Origin of the sequence: Arthrobacter sp., assembly GCF_048266065.1 — a bacterium.
Classification (GTDB): Bacteria; Actinomycetota; Actinomycetes; order Actinomycetales; family Micrococcaceae; genus Arthrobacter_H.
This window is the reverse complement of the sequence record NZ_JBLXAH010000011.1, coordinates 25,159-40,437: the sequence shown is the minus strand read 5'-3', so window position 1 is coordinate 40,437 and position 15,279 is coordinate 25,159. Positions and strand designations below refer to the sequence as shown.

General features: G+C 65.7%; 28 protein-coding genes. 26 read left to right on the top strand and 2 right to left on the bottom strand.

The window, feature by feature from the left end; all coding sequences use genetic code 11:
• Positions 1-12: 12 nt before the first annotated feature.
• Positions 13-420, bottom strand: a complete 408-nt coding sequence (locus ACN0TP_RS16010) for an ImmA/IrrE family metallo-endopeptidase (protein WP_417220570.1) — start codon at positions 418-420, stop codon at positions 13-15.
• Between the two features lie 88 nt (positions 421-508).
• Complete coding sequence (locus tag ACN0TP_RS16005; RefSeq protein WP_417220567.1) at positions 509-1,111, bottom strand: hypothetical protein; 603 nt, start codon at positions 1,109-1,111, stop codon at positions 509-511.
• Between the two features lie 244 nt (positions 1,112-1,355).
• Between ACN0TP_RS16005 and ACN0TP_RS16000 the strand changes: the two genes are divergently transcribed.
• The 26 genes from ACN0TP_RS16000 (at position 1,356) to ACN0TP_RS15875 (ending at position 15,268) form a co-directional block, all read left to right on the top strand.
• Entirely contained in the window at positions 1,356-1,628 is a 273-nt protein-coding gene (locus ACN0TP_RS16000) for a helix-turn-helix transcriptional regulator (protein ID WP_417220564.1), read from the top strand.
• An 80-nt stretch (positions 1,629-1,708) separates the two neighbouring features.
• A complete protein-coding gene (locus ACN0TP_RS15995) occupies positions 1,709-1,855 on the top strand; it encodes a hypothetical protein (protein WP_417220561.1) in 147 nt (48 codons plus the stop codon).
• Entirely contained in the window at positions 1,852-2,277 is a 426-nt protein-coding gene (locus tag ACN0TP_RS15990; RefSeq protein WP_417220559.1) for a hypothetical protein, read from the top strand. The genes ACN0TP_RS15995 and ACN0TP_RS15990 overlap by 4 nt, the downstream gene beginning before the upstream one ends.
• A gap of 32 nt (positions 2,278-2,309) precedes the next feature.
• A complete protein-coding gene (locus tag ACN0TP_RS15985) occupies positions 2,310-3,071 on the top strand; it encodes a BRO family protein (protein WP_417220557.1) in 762 nt (253 codons plus the stop codon).
• A 17-nt stretch (positions 3,072-3,088) separates the two neighbouring features.
• Positions 3,089-3,409, top strand: coding sequence for a hypothetical protein (locus ACN0TP_RS15980; RefSeq protein WP_417220556.1), 321 nt, complete (start codon positions 3,089-3,091; stop codon positions 3,407-3,409).
• Positions 3,406-3,705 carry a hypothetical protein gene (locus ACN0TP_RS15975; RefSeq protein WP_417220555.1) on the top strand — a complete coding sequence of 100 codons (300 nt, stop codon included), beginning with the start codon at positions 3,406-3,408 and terminating at the stop codon, positions 3,703-3,705. The genes ACN0TP_RS15980 and ACN0TP_RS15975 overlap by 4 nt, the downstream gene beginning before the upstream one ends.
• On the top strand, positions 3,702-3,902 hold the full coding sequence (locus tag ACN0TP_RS15970) for a hypothetical protein (protein ID WP_417220554.1): 201 nt from the start codon (positions 3,702-3,704) through the stop codon (positions 3,900-3,902). Before ACN0TP_RS15975 ends, ACN0TP_RS15970 begins: the two co-directional genes overlap by 4 nt.
• Positions 3,899-4,123, top strand: coding sequence for a hypothetical protein (locus ACN0TP_RS15965; RefSeq protein WP_417220552.1), 225 nt, complete (start codon positions 3,899-3,901; stop codon positions 4,121-4,123). Before ACN0TP_RS15970 ends, ACN0TP_RS15965 begins: the two co-directional genes overlap by 4 nt.
• Positions 4,120-4,431 carry a hypothetical protein gene (locus ACN0TP_RS15960; RefSeq protein WP_417220550.1) on the top strand — a complete coding sequence of 104 codons (312 nt, stop codon included), beginning with the start codon at positions 4,120-4,122 and terminating at the stop codon, positions 4,429-4,431. The genes ACN0TP_RS15965 and ACN0TP_RS15960 overlap by 4 nt, the downstream gene beginning before the upstream one ends.
• Positions 4,432-4,433: 2 nt before the next feature.
• Positions 4,434-5,783, top strand: coding sequence for a ParB/RepB/Spo0J family partition protein (locus ACN0TP_RS15955; protein ID WP_417220549.1), 1,350 nt, complete (start codon positions 4,434-4,436; stop codon positions 5,781-5,783).
• Positions 5,780-6,145, top strand: a complete 366-nt coding sequence (locus ACN0TP_RS15950) for a hypothetical protein (RefSeq protein WP_417220546.1) — start codon at positions 5,780-5,782, stop codon at positions 6,143-6,145. The genes ACN0TP_RS15955 and ACN0TP_RS15950 overlap by 4 nt, the downstream gene beginning before the upstream one ends.
• The gene (locus ACN0TP_RS15945) at positions 6,139-6,483 is read left to right on the top strand and encodes a WhiB family transcriptional regulator (RefSeq protein ID WP_417220545.1); all 345 of its coding nucleotides are present in this window, start codon (positions 6,139-6,141) and stop codon (positions 6,481-6,483) included. The genes ACN0TP_RS15950 and ACN0TP_RS15945 overlap by 7 nt, the downstream gene beginning before the upstream one ends.
• A complete protein-coding gene (locus tag ACN0TP_RS15940; RefSeq protein WP_417220543.1) occupies positions 6,483-6,932 on the top strand; it encodes a hypothetical protein in 450 nt (149 codons plus the stop codon). Before ACN0TP_RS15945 ends, ACN0TP_RS15940 begins: the two co-directional genes overlap by 1 nt.
• The gene (locus ACN0TP_RS15935; protein ID WP_417220540.1) at positions 6,929-7,450 is read left to right on the top strand and encodes a 3'-5' exoribonuclease domain-containing protein; all 522 of its coding nucleotides are present in this window, start codon (positions 6,929-6,931) and stop codon (positions 7,448-7,450) included. The genes ACN0TP_RS15940 and ACN0TP_RS15935 overlap by 4 nt, the downstream gene beginning before the upstream one ends.
• Complete coding sequence (locus tag ACN0TP_RS15930) at positions 7,447-7,779, top strand: hypothetical protein (RefSeq protein WP_417220539.1); 333 nt, start codon at positions 7,447-7,449, stop codon at positions 7,777-7,779. The genes ACN0TP_RS15935 and ACN0TP_RS15930 overlap by 4 nt, the downstream gene beginning before the upstream one ends.
• Complete coding sequence (locus tag ACN0TP_RS15925) at positions 7,776-7,925, top strand: hypothetical protein (protein WP_417220538.1); 150 nt, start codon at positions 7,776-7,778, stop codon at positions 7,923-7,925. Before ACN0TP_RS15930 ends, ACN0TP_RS15925 begins: the two co-directional genes overlap by 4 nt.
• Entirely contained in the window at positions 7,922-8,464 is a 543-nt protein-coding gene (locus ACN0TP_RS15920) for a hypothetical protein (RefSeq protein WP_417220536.1), read from the top strand. Before ACN0TP_RS15925 ends, ACN0TP_RS15920 begins: the two co-directional genes overlap by 4 nt.
• Positions 8,461-9,189 carry a hypothetical protein gene (locus ACN0TP_RS15915; RefSeq protein ID WP_417220534.1) on the top strand — a complete coding sequence of 243 codons (729 nt, stop codon included), beginning with the start codon at positions 8,461-8,463 and terminating at the stop codon, positions 9,187-9,189. The genes ACN0TP_RS15920 and ACN0TP_RS15915 overlap by 4 nt, the downstream gene beginning before the upstream one ends.
• Positions 9,186-9,548 (top strand): hypothetical protein, encoded by a 363-nt coding sequence (locus ACN0TP_RS15910; protein WP_417220533.1) that lies wholly within the window; start codon positions 9,186-9,188, stop codon positions 9,546-9,548. Before ACN0TP_RS15915 ends, ACN0TP_RS15910 begins: the two co-directional genes overlap by 4 nt.
• Complete coding sequence (locus ACN0TP_RS15905; RefSeq protein WP_417220532.1) at positions 9,545-9,976, top strand: DUF6221 family protein; 432 nt, start codon at positions 9,545-9,547, stop codon at positions 9,974-9,976. The genes ACN0TP_RS15910 and ACN0TP_RS15905 overlap by 4 nt, the downstream gene beginning before the upstream one ends.
• Entirely contained in the window at positions 9,973-10,239 is a 267-nt protein-coding gene (locus ACN0TP_RS15900) for a hypothetical protein (protein WP_417220530.1), read from the top strand. The genes ACN0TP_RS15905 and ACN0TP_RS15900 overlap by 4 nt, the downstream gene beginning before the upstream one ends.
• Before the next feature lie 153 nt (positions 10,240-10,392).
• A complete protein-coding gene (locus ACN0TP_RS15895; RefSeq protein WP_417220529.1) occupies positions 10,393-11,397 on the top strand; it encodes a hypothetical protein in 1,005 nt (334 codons plus the stop codon).
• 4 nt (positions 11,398-11,401) lie between these two features.
• Positions 11,402-11,749, top strand: a complete 348-nt coding sequence (locus tag ACN0TP_RS15890) for a VRR-NUC domain-containing protein (RefSeq protein WP_417220527.1) — start codon at positions 11,402-11,404, stop codon at positions 11,747-11,749.
• Positions 11,750-11,904: 155 nt separating this feature from the next.
• Entirely contained in the window at positions 11,905-12,543 is a 639-nt protein-coding gene (locus ACN0TP_RS15885; protein WP_417220525.1) for a hypothetical protein, read from the top strand.
• An 834-nt stretch (positions 12,544-13,377) separates the two neighbouring features.
• Positions 13,378-13,821 carry a hypothetical protein gene (locus tag ACN0TP_RS15880; RefSeq protein ID WP_417220522.1) on the top strand — a complete coding sequence of 148 codons (444 nt, stop codon included), beginning with the start codon at positions 13,378-13,380 and terminating at the stop codon, positions 13,819-13,821.
• Entirely contained in the window at positions 13,793-15,268 is a 1,476-nt protein-coding gene (locus tag ACN0TP_RS15875) for a hypothetical protein (RefSeq protein WP_417220520.1), read from the top strand. Before ACN0TP_RS15880 ends, ACN0TP_RS15875 begins: the two co-directional genes overlap by 29 nt.
• The last annotated feature ends 11 nt before the right edge of the window (positions 15,269-15,279 follow it).

Here is a 15,279-nt window from a genome sequence, read left to right as displayed (position 1 = left end):
CGGTAGGTGGTGTCAGCCTTGCGCGGCAGCCCAGAGGACTTCCAGGTAGTGGTGTTCGGTCGGCGACAATGCAGCCATGCGATCGGCCAGGACGAGCTCGGTCACCCATAGCTCGTCGGCAACCTCCCGCAGGTCCTGCGACCACAGCAGTGTCGAAGCCAGGCGGTCCAGGTCGATCAGCCGGCGGGCCGCTTCCCCACGCACCCATGCTTCAACGCCGCCCGGCTGGCACCCGCGGTGCCCGGCCTCCAAATGCACGAGCTCATGCGAGAGCGCACAACGCCGCTCCCGCTGGCCCATGCGCGGATCGATCCAGATGCGGCGCTCGCCGTCGGTGGCCGCAGGTACGCCAGGCGCGGGCCTGGCCCAGATGATGATGACGTGCGCGAGACCACGTAACGCCCCCCAAGGATGAAACATGATCCGAACATATGTACTAAGTCACACATGACGCCACTGCTACGCCCGCCGCGCCGATCCGTCCGCACCAGCTGCTACGACTGAACGGTTAATCGTCCTCCGGCCGGGCCTGAGATTCCTCGCCCGCCTGGCCATGCTCACGCTCGAACCGGTCGCGGTCCAACTCCATCGGCGGGTGTGCCGCCAGCAAGTCGGCCGGCGGTACCTCATTGTCGTGTTCGTCGATCTGCGACTGGACAATCGGGGCAAAAGAAAGACCCGTCTTCTGTCCCGAGACAACACCACCGCTACGCCGAGCCGCACTACCAGCGCGCTCGCCGGATGGATTCGCTTCGGGTTGTTCCTGGTCGTCATGGTTACTCGCTTCAAGGTCGATGAGGACCCGCAGCATCTCGATGACGGCTTTCCTGGACTTCGGCGAGAGGTTGTCTGTGCCGGGCGGGAGTTCGTCAGCGAGGGGCGGGCCCGGGACTGGTTGTCCCGCTGCCGTGAACGCAACCTCATCGCTTACGCCGGCCAGCCAGGCAATCGCCCGGATGGTCTCTGCCGACGGCGTGGACTTGTACGAGCCGTTGCGGATCTGGTTGATCGTCGTGGCCACGATGCGGAAGCCTTCGCGCCGAGCAAGGAAACCCAGCTGGCGCGCTGAGGTGTCATGGCGGTGAAAGGCCATGTTGATCAGTTCGCTCAAGCTCTGGGGTTGGTTCACAGCGGTGACTCTTCCTGACGGGTGCCAACTTGCGCTAACGGGAATAACAAGTCGAAGACAAGTAACGAACCCATCTTGCCAGTTCAGAAAGGGTTTATCCGGATTGTCTACTTGACAAGTAGATGCACAGTCGTGCACACTCGACTTGTCAGACCGAAACGAAAGGGCAATACTGATGAGGCGTACCAACCGATCGCACTTGAAGCTCCTACGAAAGGAGAGCTGGATGCGCGTCAAGGATCCAGCGGCACTCCGGCGGAAGCGGATGAACCGCCAGTACAGCCAGCGAGATTTGGCCTACCTGGTCAGGAAGTCTCAGAACACGATCAGCCTCCTGGAGACGGGGAAGATGCCGACCCTCACGGAAGATCTGGCACTTCTCATATCGGCGCGGCTCGGCGTCGACTGGGAGGACTACTTCGAACTCGAGGAGCACGAAGTAATGCCCGTCGTGCAAAGTGCTGTGCACACGAGTGGCCAGATCCCGCTCGCCTCTTGAAGGCGCAGCAAAAGAAGAATGCCCCCAGCCGGGACTAGCGGCTGAGGGCAGTGAAAACCAATTCAGGAAGAGGTATTTCAATGGCAACGATACCGGAGACCCGGCACCCAGTCATGGCGGGGGAGCTGCGTCCGACCCGCGAGGAATGCATCCAGGCAGCAGCCGCCGTCCTGGCCACCGCCGTCCGGGACATCATCCCGGCGCAGCGCGAGGACGCAGCAGCATGAGCACCGACTTCAAGACCGGCACCCGCGTCTGCCTCGACAACAGCAGCGCCCACTTCGGCGTCGTCTTCGACGACGACGCCAAGCGCACCGAGTACCCGGGCTTCGTGCCCGTCCGATGGGACAACGGCGACCGCACCATGGCCCGCGCCGCTTCCCTCATCCCCATAGATTCCCGGTCGGCCACCCCCCAGGCCGACCGGGGCCAGACCGCCGGGACGCCCACTTCCCCCCAGGACGTTCCGGCGCCGACCCAGCTGGACCGCATCGAGGCCTTGCTCGTGGACATCCGGAACCTGCTGGCAGATCAAGCCGCACCCAAGACGATGCGCATCGTCCAGAAGGGCGACGTCGTCGGCCGAATCGGGGGAAAGCGCAGTTCAGCCAGCAAGCACCTCCACTTCGAGAACGGAACAAGACGATGAACGACCTGCAGAGATTCGAATACGAAGGAACGATGCTCCGCACTGTCGAGATCGATGGCGCACCCTGGTTCGTGGCCAAGGACGTCGCGACGGTGCTCAGTTACAGGACGGCGCCGGATATGACCCGTCGCCTGGAGGAAGCGGACAAAGGGTACGCAAAAGTGCGCACCCTTGGTGGCGAGCAGGAACTGACGGTCATCAACGAGTCCGGACTGTACGACGCGGTCTTTCGGAGCAACGCGGAGGGCGCGAAACCATTCCGCCGCTGGGTTACCGCGGAGGTCCTGCCGGCCATTCGGAAGACGGGATCCTACGCGGTTGCCCCGGCGCCGGTGCATCCGGAGTTGGTGAGCCGTGCCGATCTGGCCCGCATGGTGCTGGAGGCCGAGGAGGAGAAGCAGGTCATGGCCGCGGCGTTGGAGTCCGCGGCCCCTGCGATCGCCTACCACGACCGGTACGTGGCCAACGGCGACGCGGCCCTGGTCCGGGTCTGGGCGGCGCAGTTCGGGATCTCGGACCCCAAGGCCCGCGAGATGCTGCTGGCGGCCAAGGTGATCTACCGCTTCAGCATCGGATGGCGCTGGTCGAACGCGAAGCAGCGCAAGGTCGAGGAGTACGAGTACCGCCCGTACGCCCGGTACATCGAGTGGTTCGATCTGCGGCCCCAGCATGAAGCGCCGCGCTACCACAACGGCCAGGTGCGGCAGACGCTCTACATCCGGCAGCAGTTCGCCCTGCAGCTCGGCGCGAAGCTCGGCCTCACGCTCGTCCACCACGCCGGGGACGCGGCATGAACGCCGCCGAGGAGCGCATGCAGCGCGCCCAACATCTCCTGGAGCGGGCCGCGCACCTCGAGGGGACGGGCCAGCCGATGCTCTGCCGGACCTACGTCCGCCGGGCCGGAGAGCTGATCGAGGAGTCCCGCACACTGGTGGCCGCGGAGCGCGGCCCCCGCTTTGAGACGTGGCTGGCGTTCCAGCGCGCGGGGCAATCGGTAGTTGACGCGTTCGATAGAGCCGCCCGGGCTTGGCAGCCGTTCAAGGCCCTAGCCAGGGAACTGGGATACAAGCTGGCCGAGGACCACCAGGGCAACTACGTGCTGGGCGGACCGTCGAAGGGTGGCCCGTCGTGAGCAGCCAGGCAAGGGTGTCGCGGCAGATCATCATCCAGCCCACGGGGGAGAAGCCCCGCAAGGACCGCCCGATGGTCCATTTCAAGGACCGGGGCGAGCTGCGTAAGTCCGTCGCGGCAGCGGCGCGGTCGGTCTGGCCGGGCGGCGTGCGTATCGACGTCGAGGTCCGCGGCCATTGGTCGGCCTGTACGGGCCGGATCTTTGTGGACAGCCGCGACGCGGCGTCGTTCACACCAGTCATCCCGCGCACGGCGCCGGAGACAGAAGCATTCGATTTTGGAGGGGAAGCATCGTGAGAAGACCATCACCGGCACAGGCGTCGTTCCGCCGCCGTGTCCTGATCTGGGCGCCGCTGGCGCTCCTGGCCGCCATCCTGTGGCTGGCCACCTACCAGGCAGGGAACGGGGCCACCGTGCTCGGGTTCGGCCTGCTGATGTTCGCCGCCGTCGGCATCGTGGCCGACGACGGCCAGAGCGGAAGGGCCGAGGCATGAGCCTGCAGGATGCGATGACGTTCTGGATCGTGGTCCTCGTCGTGCTGGTCGTCATGGTTGTGGTCCTGGTCGGGGCCTTCGTCCTGCTGGGTGGCGTGCTGCGCCGGGCGGCGGCCCGCCGGCAGGCACGCAATGCCCGCTACCAGTCGGCAATGGACGGGATCGGCGCTGACCTGTCGCGCCTGGACATCCTCGATGGGCTGGGGCGTGAGCTGCGATGAGCATGACGGAGGCCGATTTTCTTGGCAACACATTGGACTTGCAGCAGGCCCGGGCCCGTGCCATGGCGCTGCACCCGTCGCAGCGTGAGGCGGAGCGGCGTGAAGCCGCGGCCCAGCAGGCCGCGGACCTGATCCTGGCGGCCGAGGCCACGCTGCGCCGGGCCCTGTACAAGCTCGAGCGCGCCGAGCCGCTGTCCGACGTCCTCGGCGCGGCCGCGACATCCGTAACCCATCTGGTGGAGGCCCTGCAATGCGAAGTCGCAGCGGGTCGCCTAGTGGAGAGAAGAAACGACGAAGGGGAGAACTGACCATGGGTAAGACATCGACGTTCGAGGACATGCAGATCGAGAAGCTGCGCAACCACGACGGCAACATCCGCGAGAGCGTGGGTGACATCGACGAGCTGGCGGACAGCATCAAGGCGCAGGGCATCCTGCAGCCGCTGACGGTGGCACCGCACCCGACCCTGGAAGGTGACTTCACGGTCATCGCCGGCCACCGCCGTCTGGCCGCGGCCAAGCGTGCCGGCCTGTCGTACCTGCCGGTGGTGATCAACCACAACCTGGTGACGAAGGCCGACCAGATCACGGCGATGCTGGTGGAGAACCTGCAGCGCTCGGACATCACGGTGATCGAGGAGGCGAAGGCGTACGAGCAGCTCGAACTCGAGGGCCTGAATCTGAACAAGATCGCGAAGTCCACGGGCCGGGCCCGTAAGACGGTGGCGGAGCGGCTGAAGCTGGCCAGGCTATCGGAGGAGACGCAGGCGAAGGTTGCCGATCATCAGGTGACCATCGAGAAGGCTCTGGATATTGCCCGGTTCGCCGATCACCCGTCCATCGTGGAGAAGCTGGAGAACACGCTCAGTAGCCCGTGGAACTGGTCGTATGAGGTGAAGCGTTCCGAGGAGCAGGTCGAGTGGTTGGAGGTTGATCGACCTGCCTTGGAGAAGGCTGCGGACGAGGCGGGCATCGCCCGGATCGAGCGGCCTGACGGCCAGCAGTACGAATGGCATAACAAGTACCAGGTGCAGTACAGCTCCGATATGACGGCTGCGGAGGCAGCTGAGGGCGGCTGGTCGCTGCTGTTGGATGATCTGAGTCTCAACAAGCACTCGGCCATGTGGGTGCGCGAGCGGGTGGAGGAGCCTGAGCGCGAACCGACTGCGGAGGAGCTGGCTGAGGCCAAAGCCCATGCCGAGCGCGAGCAGATGCAGATAGATCTGCGGACCGCTGTGGCGGTGGAGGATGACTTTCTGGCGGAGAAGGTCGGGACTCCGCCGAAGGGTATTGCCCAGGTGGTGGGCGCGCGGTTGCTGCAGGAAGTGGTGGGTGGCGGCGTCGTCAAGGAACTGACCGGGCTTGACCCGGACGAGGACGGTGAGGCGCTGGTCAAGCTCTCGGCTGACCAGATCCTCCTGCTGCTGGCCATCGACCATTTCCGCGTTGACGTCGGCGACTTCAGCATGTGGAACCCATTCGCTTACTACTACGCGGAACGGCTGACTGCCTGGTCCGATGTTCGGGAGAACCTGCTGGGCTACAAGCTCACGCCGATCGAGGAGATCGTCTTCGACTACTGGCAGGAGAAGCGTAAAGCACGCGAGGCCGCGGACGCTGCCGCCGACGCGGCTGAGGATGACGGCGAGGACGAGTCGTGAGCGCCCCGAGACCTGATGATCTGTTGGAGCTGGACCTCTCGGCTGCCTCTGCCCAGTACGCGGCGATGCGGGCGCCGGACGGTGCGGTGTGGCCGCGTGCGGCGGTCCGCCTGGTGGATGGCTGGTGGGCGGTGAAGGTGTGGCAGTCCCCGGGTGTTCCGGCCCGTCGCCAGTCCATGCTTTTGGCCGGCCAGTACTCGGACCGGGCCAAGGCGTTCGCTTACGCAGTCCAGGAGGTCGGCGTCTTGCGGTTCACGCAGGACGCCCGGGTCGTTGGTTCGGCGGGGATGATGTCCTTCGCGGAGCTGAAGGCCGATTGGGAGGCCAAGCGCCCCAGCCCAAAAGGGGAACCGCCGTGCTAGCCCGGACGAGGGCACGGCGGCTGACGAAGTCCCCGCAGCGTGCGTCCCAGGTCATCGATTGGCGCGAGCTCGCGGAGTGCAAGGGCTGGGCGGAGAAGGGCGTTGACCCGTGGTTCCCGAAGAACCTCAGCGATCCCAAGGCTTACGACGTCGCGGCGAAGGTCTGCGCGGTCTGCCCGGTCGCGCAGCAGTGCCTGGATGCGGCCATGGCGGACGAGAAGGCGGTCCATGGGAGGCAGCGCCACGGCATGTACGGCGGTCTGACGCCAGACGAACGGTACAACCTCCACCGCAGCCGTAAGCGTGCCCAGAAGAACGCCGAAGGAAAGGCAGCCTGATGGCCACCGAGAAACCGGCCTGCGACGTCGAGGCCTGTGAATCCGATGCGAAGACCCGCGGGTACTGCGGTAAGCACTACCAGCGGCTCCTGAAGCACGGTGACCCGCTCGGGTCGGCGCCGCGGGGTGGGGCGGCGGTGAAGGCCAAGACAGCGGCCAAACCGCCCACCCCGGTTCGGGACGTGTTCGAGGCGGTCTGGCCGATCACCGGCCCCCACAACCGAACCGCACCGACACCGGACGAAGCCCAGGGGCTGTGCACGATCGCGATGTTCGAGATCCACAAGATCGCCCGCGGCCTCGGCGTCGAGATGCTCGGCGCGCCGTCGTTCTCCATCATCCCGACGACATCCAACCCCAGGGCAGCAGCCCACCCCGAATCAGCTCACTGCCCGTACACGCTACGGGCCACCACCAGAGCAGTCAGAAGACAAGGAGCAACAGCATGAAGTACTTCTACGACACAGAGTTCCTCGAAGATGGCAAGACCATCGAACTCATCAGCATCGCCATCGTGGCCGAGGACGGCCGCGAGTACTACGCCGTGAACGCGGACATGCCCGTAGACCGAATCAAGAACCACCCATGGCTCATGAAGAACGTTTGGCCATCACTCCCGACCCGCGGCGTCAGAGGTCCCGGACACCTCGACGACAAAAGCACCACCATCCGCCCATACCGCCTCATCGCAAACGAAGTCCGAGAGTTCCTCACCGCCACCCCGCACACCGAGCTCTGGGCCTGGTACGGCGCATACGACCACGTCGCCCTCGCCCAACTCTTCGGCCCCATGGTTGAACTGCCCAGTGGCATCCCCATGTACACCAACGACGTCCGCTCACTCGTCGATTGGGAAGGCACCAACGAGCTACCCAAACAGGCCGACGGCGTGCACAACGCGCTCGCCGATGCCCGCCACGTGAAGGTCATGCACGAATTCATCGTCGAGCAGGTGGCAGGCAAGTGACGACACAGAAGCAGGCCGCCGACCTCTGCCACCGCGACATCGGCCGCAGGATCGAGTGCACGAACCCGGACAACGGAAAGACAGTCTCGGGCGTCCTGAACGCCTTGGAGACCACTGGCCATGCGGTCCGTCTCTGGCTTGAGGGAGCCCTCAAATCCCTGCGTCTGCTCCCGGGCGACGTTGTCGAGGTCACCGGTGCCGCGCCGCCCATCGGCCCGGACTGCCTGCACGGCAAGTGCCGGGCATGCGATGGCCGCGCACTCGACCAGGCAACGGACGACGTCGTCCCTTGCGCCCACCATTGCCACACCCAGGAGGAAGCAGCATGACCGCAATAGGGAGGGCGCTGATCGTTGCCACCGTCGTCATGGTGATCGTCGCGATCTGGACCCCGTACCACTGGCAAGCAGGGCTAACGGCCCTGGTCACCCTGATTGCGGGAGCCGCGATCCTCGGACAAGGCGATACGAAATGACCATCAACCAGAACCAGATCGAGGCCGCGGCACGGGCGATCCGTGACGCCGTCCGGATCAGCATCCGCCCCAACGGCGGGACCATGGAGCTGCTCGAGCAGGGGCACACGTTCCACCTGAACCAGGACGAAGCGACGAAGGCAGCCAAGGCCGCGCACGAGGCGTTCCACCCCACCGCGACCAGTGCCCGCGAAACCGTCCTCAGCGACGTAGACGACGAACGCCAACGCCAGGACGCCAAGTGGGGCGAGCAGAACCACCCCGACGGCACCGGGCCGGCCCGCCTCCCACTCCATCCGATCACCGGAGATGCTCGTTACGACGCCATCGAACTCGCAGAGCTGGCCACGCAGGTAACCGACCGTCGTGCATCCCGCGGCGAATGCGCGTGGAAGGACATCCTGCTAGAGGAAGTGTTCGAGGCTCTGGCAGAATCCGACCCCGCGGCATTGCGCACTGAACTGATCCAGGTCGCCGCCGTCGCGGCCCAATGGGCCGAAGCAATCGACCGGCGCAACGCGGGCGGTGTTTCCCTGTGATCCTGAATCTGAACACGCTGGACTTCAGACGGGCGCTGGCCTCGGTTATCCCGCATGTGCATTCGGATCCGGCCACGGGCCTTGGCGTCGTGCACTTCACGGTCACCGGGGAACACGTGTACGTGCAGGCGACGAACACGGCTTCGGCGGCGATGGCCATCGTTTCCGTGTGGGAGCACGAGGGACTGACCGGTGACCCGGCGGAGGATCACTTCGACTTGGACCCGTCGACGGTGAAGGAGTTGTTGGCCGTGTTCAAGGCCGGGAAGAACCAGCCGGAGGACGAGATCGGCGACGCGCTGCGGATCACGATCTCCGATGGTGAGATCGCCTTCATCGACATCTCTGGCCTGTTCCCTGGCAAGGCGTACTCGATCCCCAACGGGGCGACGACGGACGTCTTCCCGAATCTCGCCCGGGTCTTTTGGGGTGCGATCGCGGCCGACCGGCAGGTCCCCTCGCGGATCGTGACAAACGGGAAGCTGCTCCAGCTCTTCGCCCACGCCGCCGCCTCTTACAAGAAGCCGCTGTCGATCGAGCCGACGGAGACGAATAAGCGGATGCTCATCAGCTGTGGTGACTCGTTCCTCGGCCTGCTGATGCCCATTCGGGCGGAGGACGGCGACGAGCTCGACCACGACCTCCAGGAATGGCGGGACGGCTGGGCCGAACGCCTCCCGCCCCTGCAGTACGCCCTCGAAGACGGAAAGGAAGCAGCAGCATGAGCGCGAACGACGAGGCAGAAGCGACCTACGGGCGCGGACAGGACGCCTCGGCCGGAATGGCCGAGAAGATCGCCGAAGTGCTCGCCGCGCACCAGCAACTCGTCTATCGCGCCCCGGGAGAGTTCCTCTGCCCGTGTGGAGCATACACAGACGGGACCATCGATGCGCATGTAGCCCATCAGGCCGAGGAGCTTGCCACCACGCTCGCCGATCTCGATCGGCGGGCGATCGCGGAGGAAGTGGTCAGGATCAACCAGGAAATAATGCTCATCCGCAACCGGCGGGCAATCGATGAAGAGATCGCCCGGGGCCCGCTGCAGTTCGAGCGGCGCAAGTTCGACGGCGAGGACGCGCGATGAACGACGCCGAGAAGATCTTGGAGTTCCTCCAGGCCCGGATCTCGGACGATGAGTTCGAGGCGAACCTCTGCCTTCGCGCGTACTCGCAGGGCAAAGACGTGAGCGGCCGCCGCTGGAAAAGAGTCCTCGCTGAATGCGTGGCCAAGCGGACGATCATCGCCCAGCACGAGACCTGGCCGGTACTGGTTAGTGAGGATCCGGTCATGGAGGAATACCCGACCGACCTCAGAGGCTTCGCCATGCGGGCCAGCCAGCAGATCATGTGGCTGACAGAACGCCAGTACATCGCCCGGTTCGGCACCGCCGCACCAACAGCACCCATGATCCGAACTCTGGCTGCCGTCTACGCAGACCACCCGGACTACCAGCAGGAGTGGGCACCCGAGACGCCCAACACCAGCCCACTCCGAGGGGAGGACGAACAGTGACCCGCCACCCAGCAGCAGAAGCCGCCGGCCGCGCCATCGCCGAGGCACTCGACCAACCATGGACCACCCTCAGCATCAATGACCAGGCGCAACTCGCGCTCGCCGGTCAGGCGGCGTTGGAGGCGTGCAAGCCGTTCGTGAAGTACGAGGTCCTCTCCCGGACGGCCATTGCGGTGCCGGGGAATGGGACGAAGGACCGCGAGTTCAAGTCCTGGTTGCAGGGCATGGCGGCTGCGGCCCGGCGTCAGGCGTTCCGCAGATGACGCCGGGGGAGTACGACGCGAACTGGATCTGTGCAGTGTGCGGGGACGTGAAGGTCGTCCCCTCTCTGGCCCGGGCTTGCGAAGCGAAGAACGAGCAGGAAACCGCTCCGGTAAAGGCCGGCGGCGACGAGTCTACGGAAGGAAGGACAGCAGATGCCCTGGTTGAGAGTCGGAGACACCGCGGCTAACCACCCGACGGTGCTCGGAGTGCTCGAGCACCAGGACATCGACGATCGTCTCGTGAACGAGGTATTCGGGTTCGTGGTCAGATGCGCCGCCCAATCGACGGCGCACCTCACGGACTACGTCGTGAACCGCGGCACGGCACTGTCAATCGGCGGTCTTGGCCGGGCGGAGAAGCTGCTCAACGTGGCCCTCTTCGCCGGGTACATGACCACGCAGGAGCGTGACCTGGGCGACGGTCAAGGCGTGCGCACCGTGTACAAGATCATGGACGAGCCCGAGTTCATCCACATGCGCACGCGTGAAGAGATCGAGTGGGAGAGGCAACGGAAGTCGGATAACTCCAACCCGGCCCTCATCATCCCGGTCCGCCTTCGCGACGGCGACGCTTGCCGCTACTGCGGCCAGGTGGTGAAGTTCGCCCCAGGTGCGAGGACGGGCCGGCACGTCGGCACGTACGACCATCGCAGTCCCGGCCAAGCGGCAACGGTAGAGACCTACGTGGTCTCCTGCAAGGGGTGCAACTCGTCCCGCAACAACAACCCGGACGCCGACAAGGCGCTCCCGCTTCTGCCGGTACCGCAGAAGCCCTACTACTCGGCGGCAACGATCGAGTGGATCAAGACGAACGAATGGGCACAGCGCAACGGCTACAAGGCTCCCAAGCCTCCGGTGCAGCCCATCGCTCCAGGACAGCCTTCAGGCAACGGCCACACCCGGCCTGAGGCGGCTTCCACGGTCGAGCAGGCACCAGTGCCAGCTCCCGTTGTCGAGGCCCCTGTTGAGCCGTCTGCAGGGCTTCCGCAGAAATCAGCAGAATCCGCAGGAGGCCACTCTGCCGGCGCTGTCTTTACCGGGACGGGTAGGGACGGGTCGGGTCGGGCCGGTACGGGGAGGGCAGGTTCGGTACCCCAGCCCCGTGATCAACCCAAGAAGAACAACAGACGTAGGAACAGACCGAGGAAGAGAAGGTGACCCCGTGAGTACTGGTGGTTTGGCTGGGTCGGTATTGGCCTGGTCTGAGAAGGAGTTGCAGGAGCAGGTGCTCGGTGCCGCGAAGGCACTGGGTTGGACGTTGAGGTACCACGTCTTCGACAGTCGCCGTTCGGAGCCGGGGTTTCCTGATCTGGTGCTGGGTCATCCGGAGCGTGGCCTGCTGTTGTTCCGTGAGCTGAAGACGGAGAAGGGCAGGACGACGGCGGAGCAGGATCGGTGGATCATCGGGCTGGGCCTGACGGGCAACGATGCCGGCGTGTGGCGTCCTCGGGATTGGGTCAGCCGCCGCATCCACACCGAGCTGACGGGTAGGCAGGTGCGTGGTGCCTGAGTGCCGGCGCCCTAAGCCGTGTGGCTGTTGGGGATGCATCAACGAGGAGCTGGCCAGATACGAGCGCGAGCAGTACGAGGTTCGCCCCCTGGACCAGCTGGGCCTGAAGGAACAAGACGTCGATGTGGTGGAAGGAGCTGGGGACGATGGGGACTGTGACTGAGCAGGACGTGATGCGGTTGGCTGACAGGCTGCTGCGTACGACGACAGAGACCGCGATCTATCGGGACAACCAGGGAAACGAGGACCGCCACTTCTGGCAGGAGCCGCCGCTGTTCGTGCTGCTGCGCAATGCTGCCCGCCCGGACATGGGCAACCGGTCTGAGGGCGGCGGTGGTGGTGCTGGTGGTTCGCAGGCTGCGGTCTCCATCGAGGCGGTGGACCTGTTCGTGGCCATCGACCGGGAGTCGGCTGACCTGATGTGGTTGGAGCGTGAGCGGCTGGTGGTCAGACCCATGGCCACGATGGAGCAGCGGGTGCTGACGTGGGTGGAGTTCATGCGGACGAAGCCGACTGGCAGGCTCGAGGCGCGGAAGGTCCTGGGCAAGTGGGTGACGCAGATCGAAGGGTTGTTGGATCCGGCCAAGGTGTTGCAGTTGCGGGGTGCCTGCTGCCCGGAGTGCCGGAACACGTGGGCGATGGTGCAGGAGTTCGGTGAGACGATCCGCAAGCCGGCCTTGGTCGCGGCTGTTGGGTCAGAGCAGGTGTTGGCCAGCTGCCGTGCATGTGGCGCGGAGTGGCCGGCCGGGACGATCCATGACCTGGCCGACACGCTCAATACGCAGTCCGCATGACATCGGTGTCGAAGTGCGTTAATCTATAACCAATCCGGTGACGTATATCTAAAACCAGATCGCCCACCGCTTGAAAGGCCCGGCACATTCCCCCCAAGGGTGCCGGGCCTTTCGCATGCCCGGGGTACCCCACCCTGCTGGCACCCCCCCCGGCCCTACCCGGGACGGACCCCACCCCCGGCCCTACCCGGGGGACACCCACCCCCGGGTGGCACCCCACCCCCTCTCACCCCCACCCGCCCCATCGGGTGGCCTACCCGTCCTGCCCAGCCAAGCCCACGCGCCCCAGCTGCATTCGACCAGGCGTGGTGTTGGCGGAAGGTGGACGCAACACCGGGCACCACCTCAACCAGCGGCCGACACTGGCAGGGGCAACACGTTCGAAGGAGCTGGCCATGTCGATGCCGACGACCACGTCGCGGGGCTACGGTGCAGCGCACCAGGCCGAGCGTCGGCGATGGGAACCAACGGTCAAGAGCGGACAGGCAACGTGCTATCGGTGTGGTGAGCCCATCGACCCTGACGGGCCGTGGGACCTCGGGCACAACGATGACCGCACCGCGTGGACTGGACCTGAACATCAACGGTGCAACCGCGGTGCCGGCGCCCGGAACGCGACCGCCGTTCGCATGGAACGGAACAAGATGACGGTCCGCGACTGGTGAGCCGCCGCCCGGGGGTAGGGGGGTAGAAATCTCCAAAGCTCCTAGTCAGCCTGACTCCGCCTGGTAGTCATTTACGTTCGCGGGGCCGCGACGTAACGTTACCGATCCTCGGTAACGGAACGTGTTCGGTAACGGGATCGCCCATTTGAGCAAGGAGGAGGCGGTGGCCGTGGAAGTCGCATGCGCCACCTGCGGGAACGTGTTCCTTGCCAAGCGCAGCACCGCGAGGTTCTGCAGCGACTCCTGCCGCGTCCGGGCGCACCGGGCGAAGGGGCCGAAGCTTGCCGCTGCTGTAGCGGCCGCGGCGCCGCGTGCCGCCGGCGGGAAGGTCGAGCGGCCAACGACCCCGGACGGGGAACCGCTCAGCGTCGAGGACGCCGTCCGCGCCGAGCTGGAGAAGGCCGACCGGGTCGGGACCGTGATGGGCCAGTCGGCCCTGGTCATCGCCCGCCGCCTGGACATGCCGACCATGGACACGGGCTCCGCGGTCTCCACGATGGTGAAGCAGCTCAGCGCCACCCTTGACGAAGCGCTCGCCGGACAGAGCAAGGCGGTTGACCCGCTGGATGAATTGAGGGCGCGCCGTGCTAGGAAACTCGGGGCTGCTGGTTGAACCGGCCTACCTGACGACTCCGGAATACCACGACACGTACGGTCCCGAAGTTGCGGACCTGAACGAGGCGATCGGGTTCAATCCCGATCCGGAGCAGCGCTTGGCGCTTGATCTGATGTTCGCGATCGACAAGCAGGGCCGTGCGGCATCGTTCGAGTTCACGGTCATCTGCGCGAGGCAGAACCTCAAGACGGGCCTGTTCAAGCAGGCCGCACTCGGGTGGCTGTTCATCACCGACCAGGAGCTCGTCATCTGGTCCGCCCACGAGTTCTCCACGGCGCAGGAAGCGTTCCGCGATATGGAGATCCTGATCGAGGGCAATGCTTCCCTGTCGTCCAGGGTGAAGAAGATCCACCGTGCGGCCGGGTCGGAGGGCATCGAGCTCACGACCGGGCAGCGTCTGAAGTTCCGGGCGCGGACCCGCACCGGCGGCCGCGGCCTTTCCGGAGACAAGGTGGTGCTTGATGAGGCGTTCGCCCTACAGCCCGACCACATGGGCTCCCTCATCCCGACCCTGTCCGTCCGCCCCGATCCCCAGGTCATCTACGGTTCCAGCGCCGGCGTCATGCATTCCGACGTCCTCCGCAAGATCCGCGACCGTGGCCGGGAGGGCAAATCGAACCGGCTGGCCTACATCGAATGGTGTGCCAAGCGGCAAGCGTGCGAGGACGAGAAGTGCGACCACGAGACAACCCGGGAAGGTTGCCAGCTCGACGTCGTCGAGAACTGGCAGGCGGCAAACCCGCTGCTGGGCCGTACACGCTCGAACGGGACGGGATTGACCGTGGAGTACATCAGCGCCGAGCGGGACTCCCTGCCGCCCGCTGAGTTCGCCAGGGAGCGGATGGGCTGGTGGGACGACCCGTCGACGTCGGAGATCTTCGGCCCCGGCAAGTGGGAGCTGGGACTGCGCGACGAGCGGCCGGCACACCTGGCCATCCAGGCGATGGCCATCGCGGTTTCCCTCGACCTCACCAGCTCCTCCATCGTCGCTTCCGGCGCCGACGGGGAGGATGTCTGGATCAAGCCCCTGCAGCACGGCCCCGGGACCAGTTGGATGGTCGAGAGGGCGAAGGAGCTGCAGGACACCTACGGGGTCACCGTCGTCATCGACGGCCGCGGCCCCGGCGCCGTGCTCATCCCGCACTTGGAGAAGGCCGGCGTACGCCTCCACGTGGCCACCACGCAGGACGTCCTCGACGCCTGCGCCAACATGGCCACTCTCGTCCGCGAGAACCACTTCCTGTACGAGGAAGCCAAGGAGCTCAACGACGCCGTCGCCGGGGCGGTGAAGCGCCCCGTGGGCGACCGGTGGGCGCTCGGCCGCAAGGCATCGACCAACGACATCACCCCACTCGAAGCCGGCGCGCTCGCCGGTTGGTTTGCCGGGGTGGACCCGGGGACCGGGGAATCCGCCTACGAGGAAGACGACCTGTTCATCGTCTAGAAGGAGGGCCA

Excerpts from the sequence above, each read along its gene's own strand:
- ACN0TP_RS15940 (WP_417220543.1), top strand. The coding sequence starts at position 6,483 with ATGGCCACCGAGAAACCGGCCTGCGACGTCGAGGCCTGTGAATCCGAT.
- ACN0TP_RS15990 (WP_417220559.1), top strand. The coding sequence starts at position 1,852 with ATGAGCACCGACTTCAAGACCGGCACCCGCGTCTGCCTCGACAACAGC.
- ACN0TP_RS15955 (WP_417220549.1), top strand. The coding sequence starts at position 4,434 with ATGGGTAAGACATCGACGTTCGAGGACATGCAGATCGAGAAGCTGCGC.
- ACN0TP_RS15895 (WP_417220529.1), top strand. The coding sequence starts at position 10,393 with ATGCCCTGGTTGAGAGTCGGAGACACCGCGGCTAACCACCCGACGGTG.
- ACN0TP_RS15925 (WP_417220538.1), top strand. The coding sequence starts at position 7,776 with ATGACCGCAATAGGGAGGGCGCTGATCGTTGCCACCGTCGTCATGGTG.
- ACN0TP_RS16010 (WP_417220570.1), bottom strand. The coding sequence starts at position 420 with ATGTTTCATCCTTGGGGGGCGTTACGTGGTCTCGCGCACGTCATCATC.
- ACN0TP_RS16000 (WP_417220564.1), top strand. The coding sequence starts at position 1,356 with ATGCGCGTCAAGGATCCAGCGGCACTCCGGCGGAAGCGGATGAACCGC.
- ACN0TP_RS15935 (WP_417220540.1), top strand. The coding sequence starts at position 6,929 with ATGAAGTACTTCTACGACACAGAGTTCCTCGAAGATGGCAAGACCATC.
- ACN0TP_RS15905 (WP_417220532.1), top strand. The coding sequence starts at position 9,545 with ATGAACGACGCCGAGAAGATCTTGGAGTTCCTCCAGGCCCGGATCTCG.
- ACN0TP_RS15985 (WP_417220557.1), top strand. The coding sequence starts at position 2,310 with ATGCTCCGCACTGTCGAGATCGATGGCGCACCCTGGTTCGTGGCCAAG.
- ACN0TP_RS15995 (WP_417220561.1), top strand. The coding sequence starts at position 1,709 with ATGGCAACGATACCGGAGACCCGGCACCCAGTCATGGCGGGGGAGCTG.
- ACN0TP_RS15960 (WP_417220550.1), top strand. The coding sequence starts at position 4,120 with ATGAGCATGACGGAGGCCGATTTTCTTGGCAACACATTGGACTTGCAG.
- ACN0TP_RS15980 (WP_417220556.1), top strand. The coding sequence starts at position 3,089 with ATGCAGCGCGCCCAACATCTCCTGGAGCGGGCCGCGCACCTCGAGGGG.
- ACN0TP_RS15910 (WP_417220533.1), top strand. The coding sequence starts at position 9,186 with ATGAGCGCGAACGACGAGGCAGAAGCGACCTACGGGCGCGGACAGGAC.
- ACN0TP_RS15920 (WP_417220536.1), top strand. The coding sequence starts at position 7,922 with ATGACCATCAACCAGAACCAGATCGAGGCCGCGGCACGGGCGATCCGT.
- ACN0TP_RS15965 (WP_417220552.1), top strand. The coding sequence starts at position 3,899 with ATGAGCCTGCAGGATGCGATGACGTTCTGGATCGTGGTCCTCGTCGTG.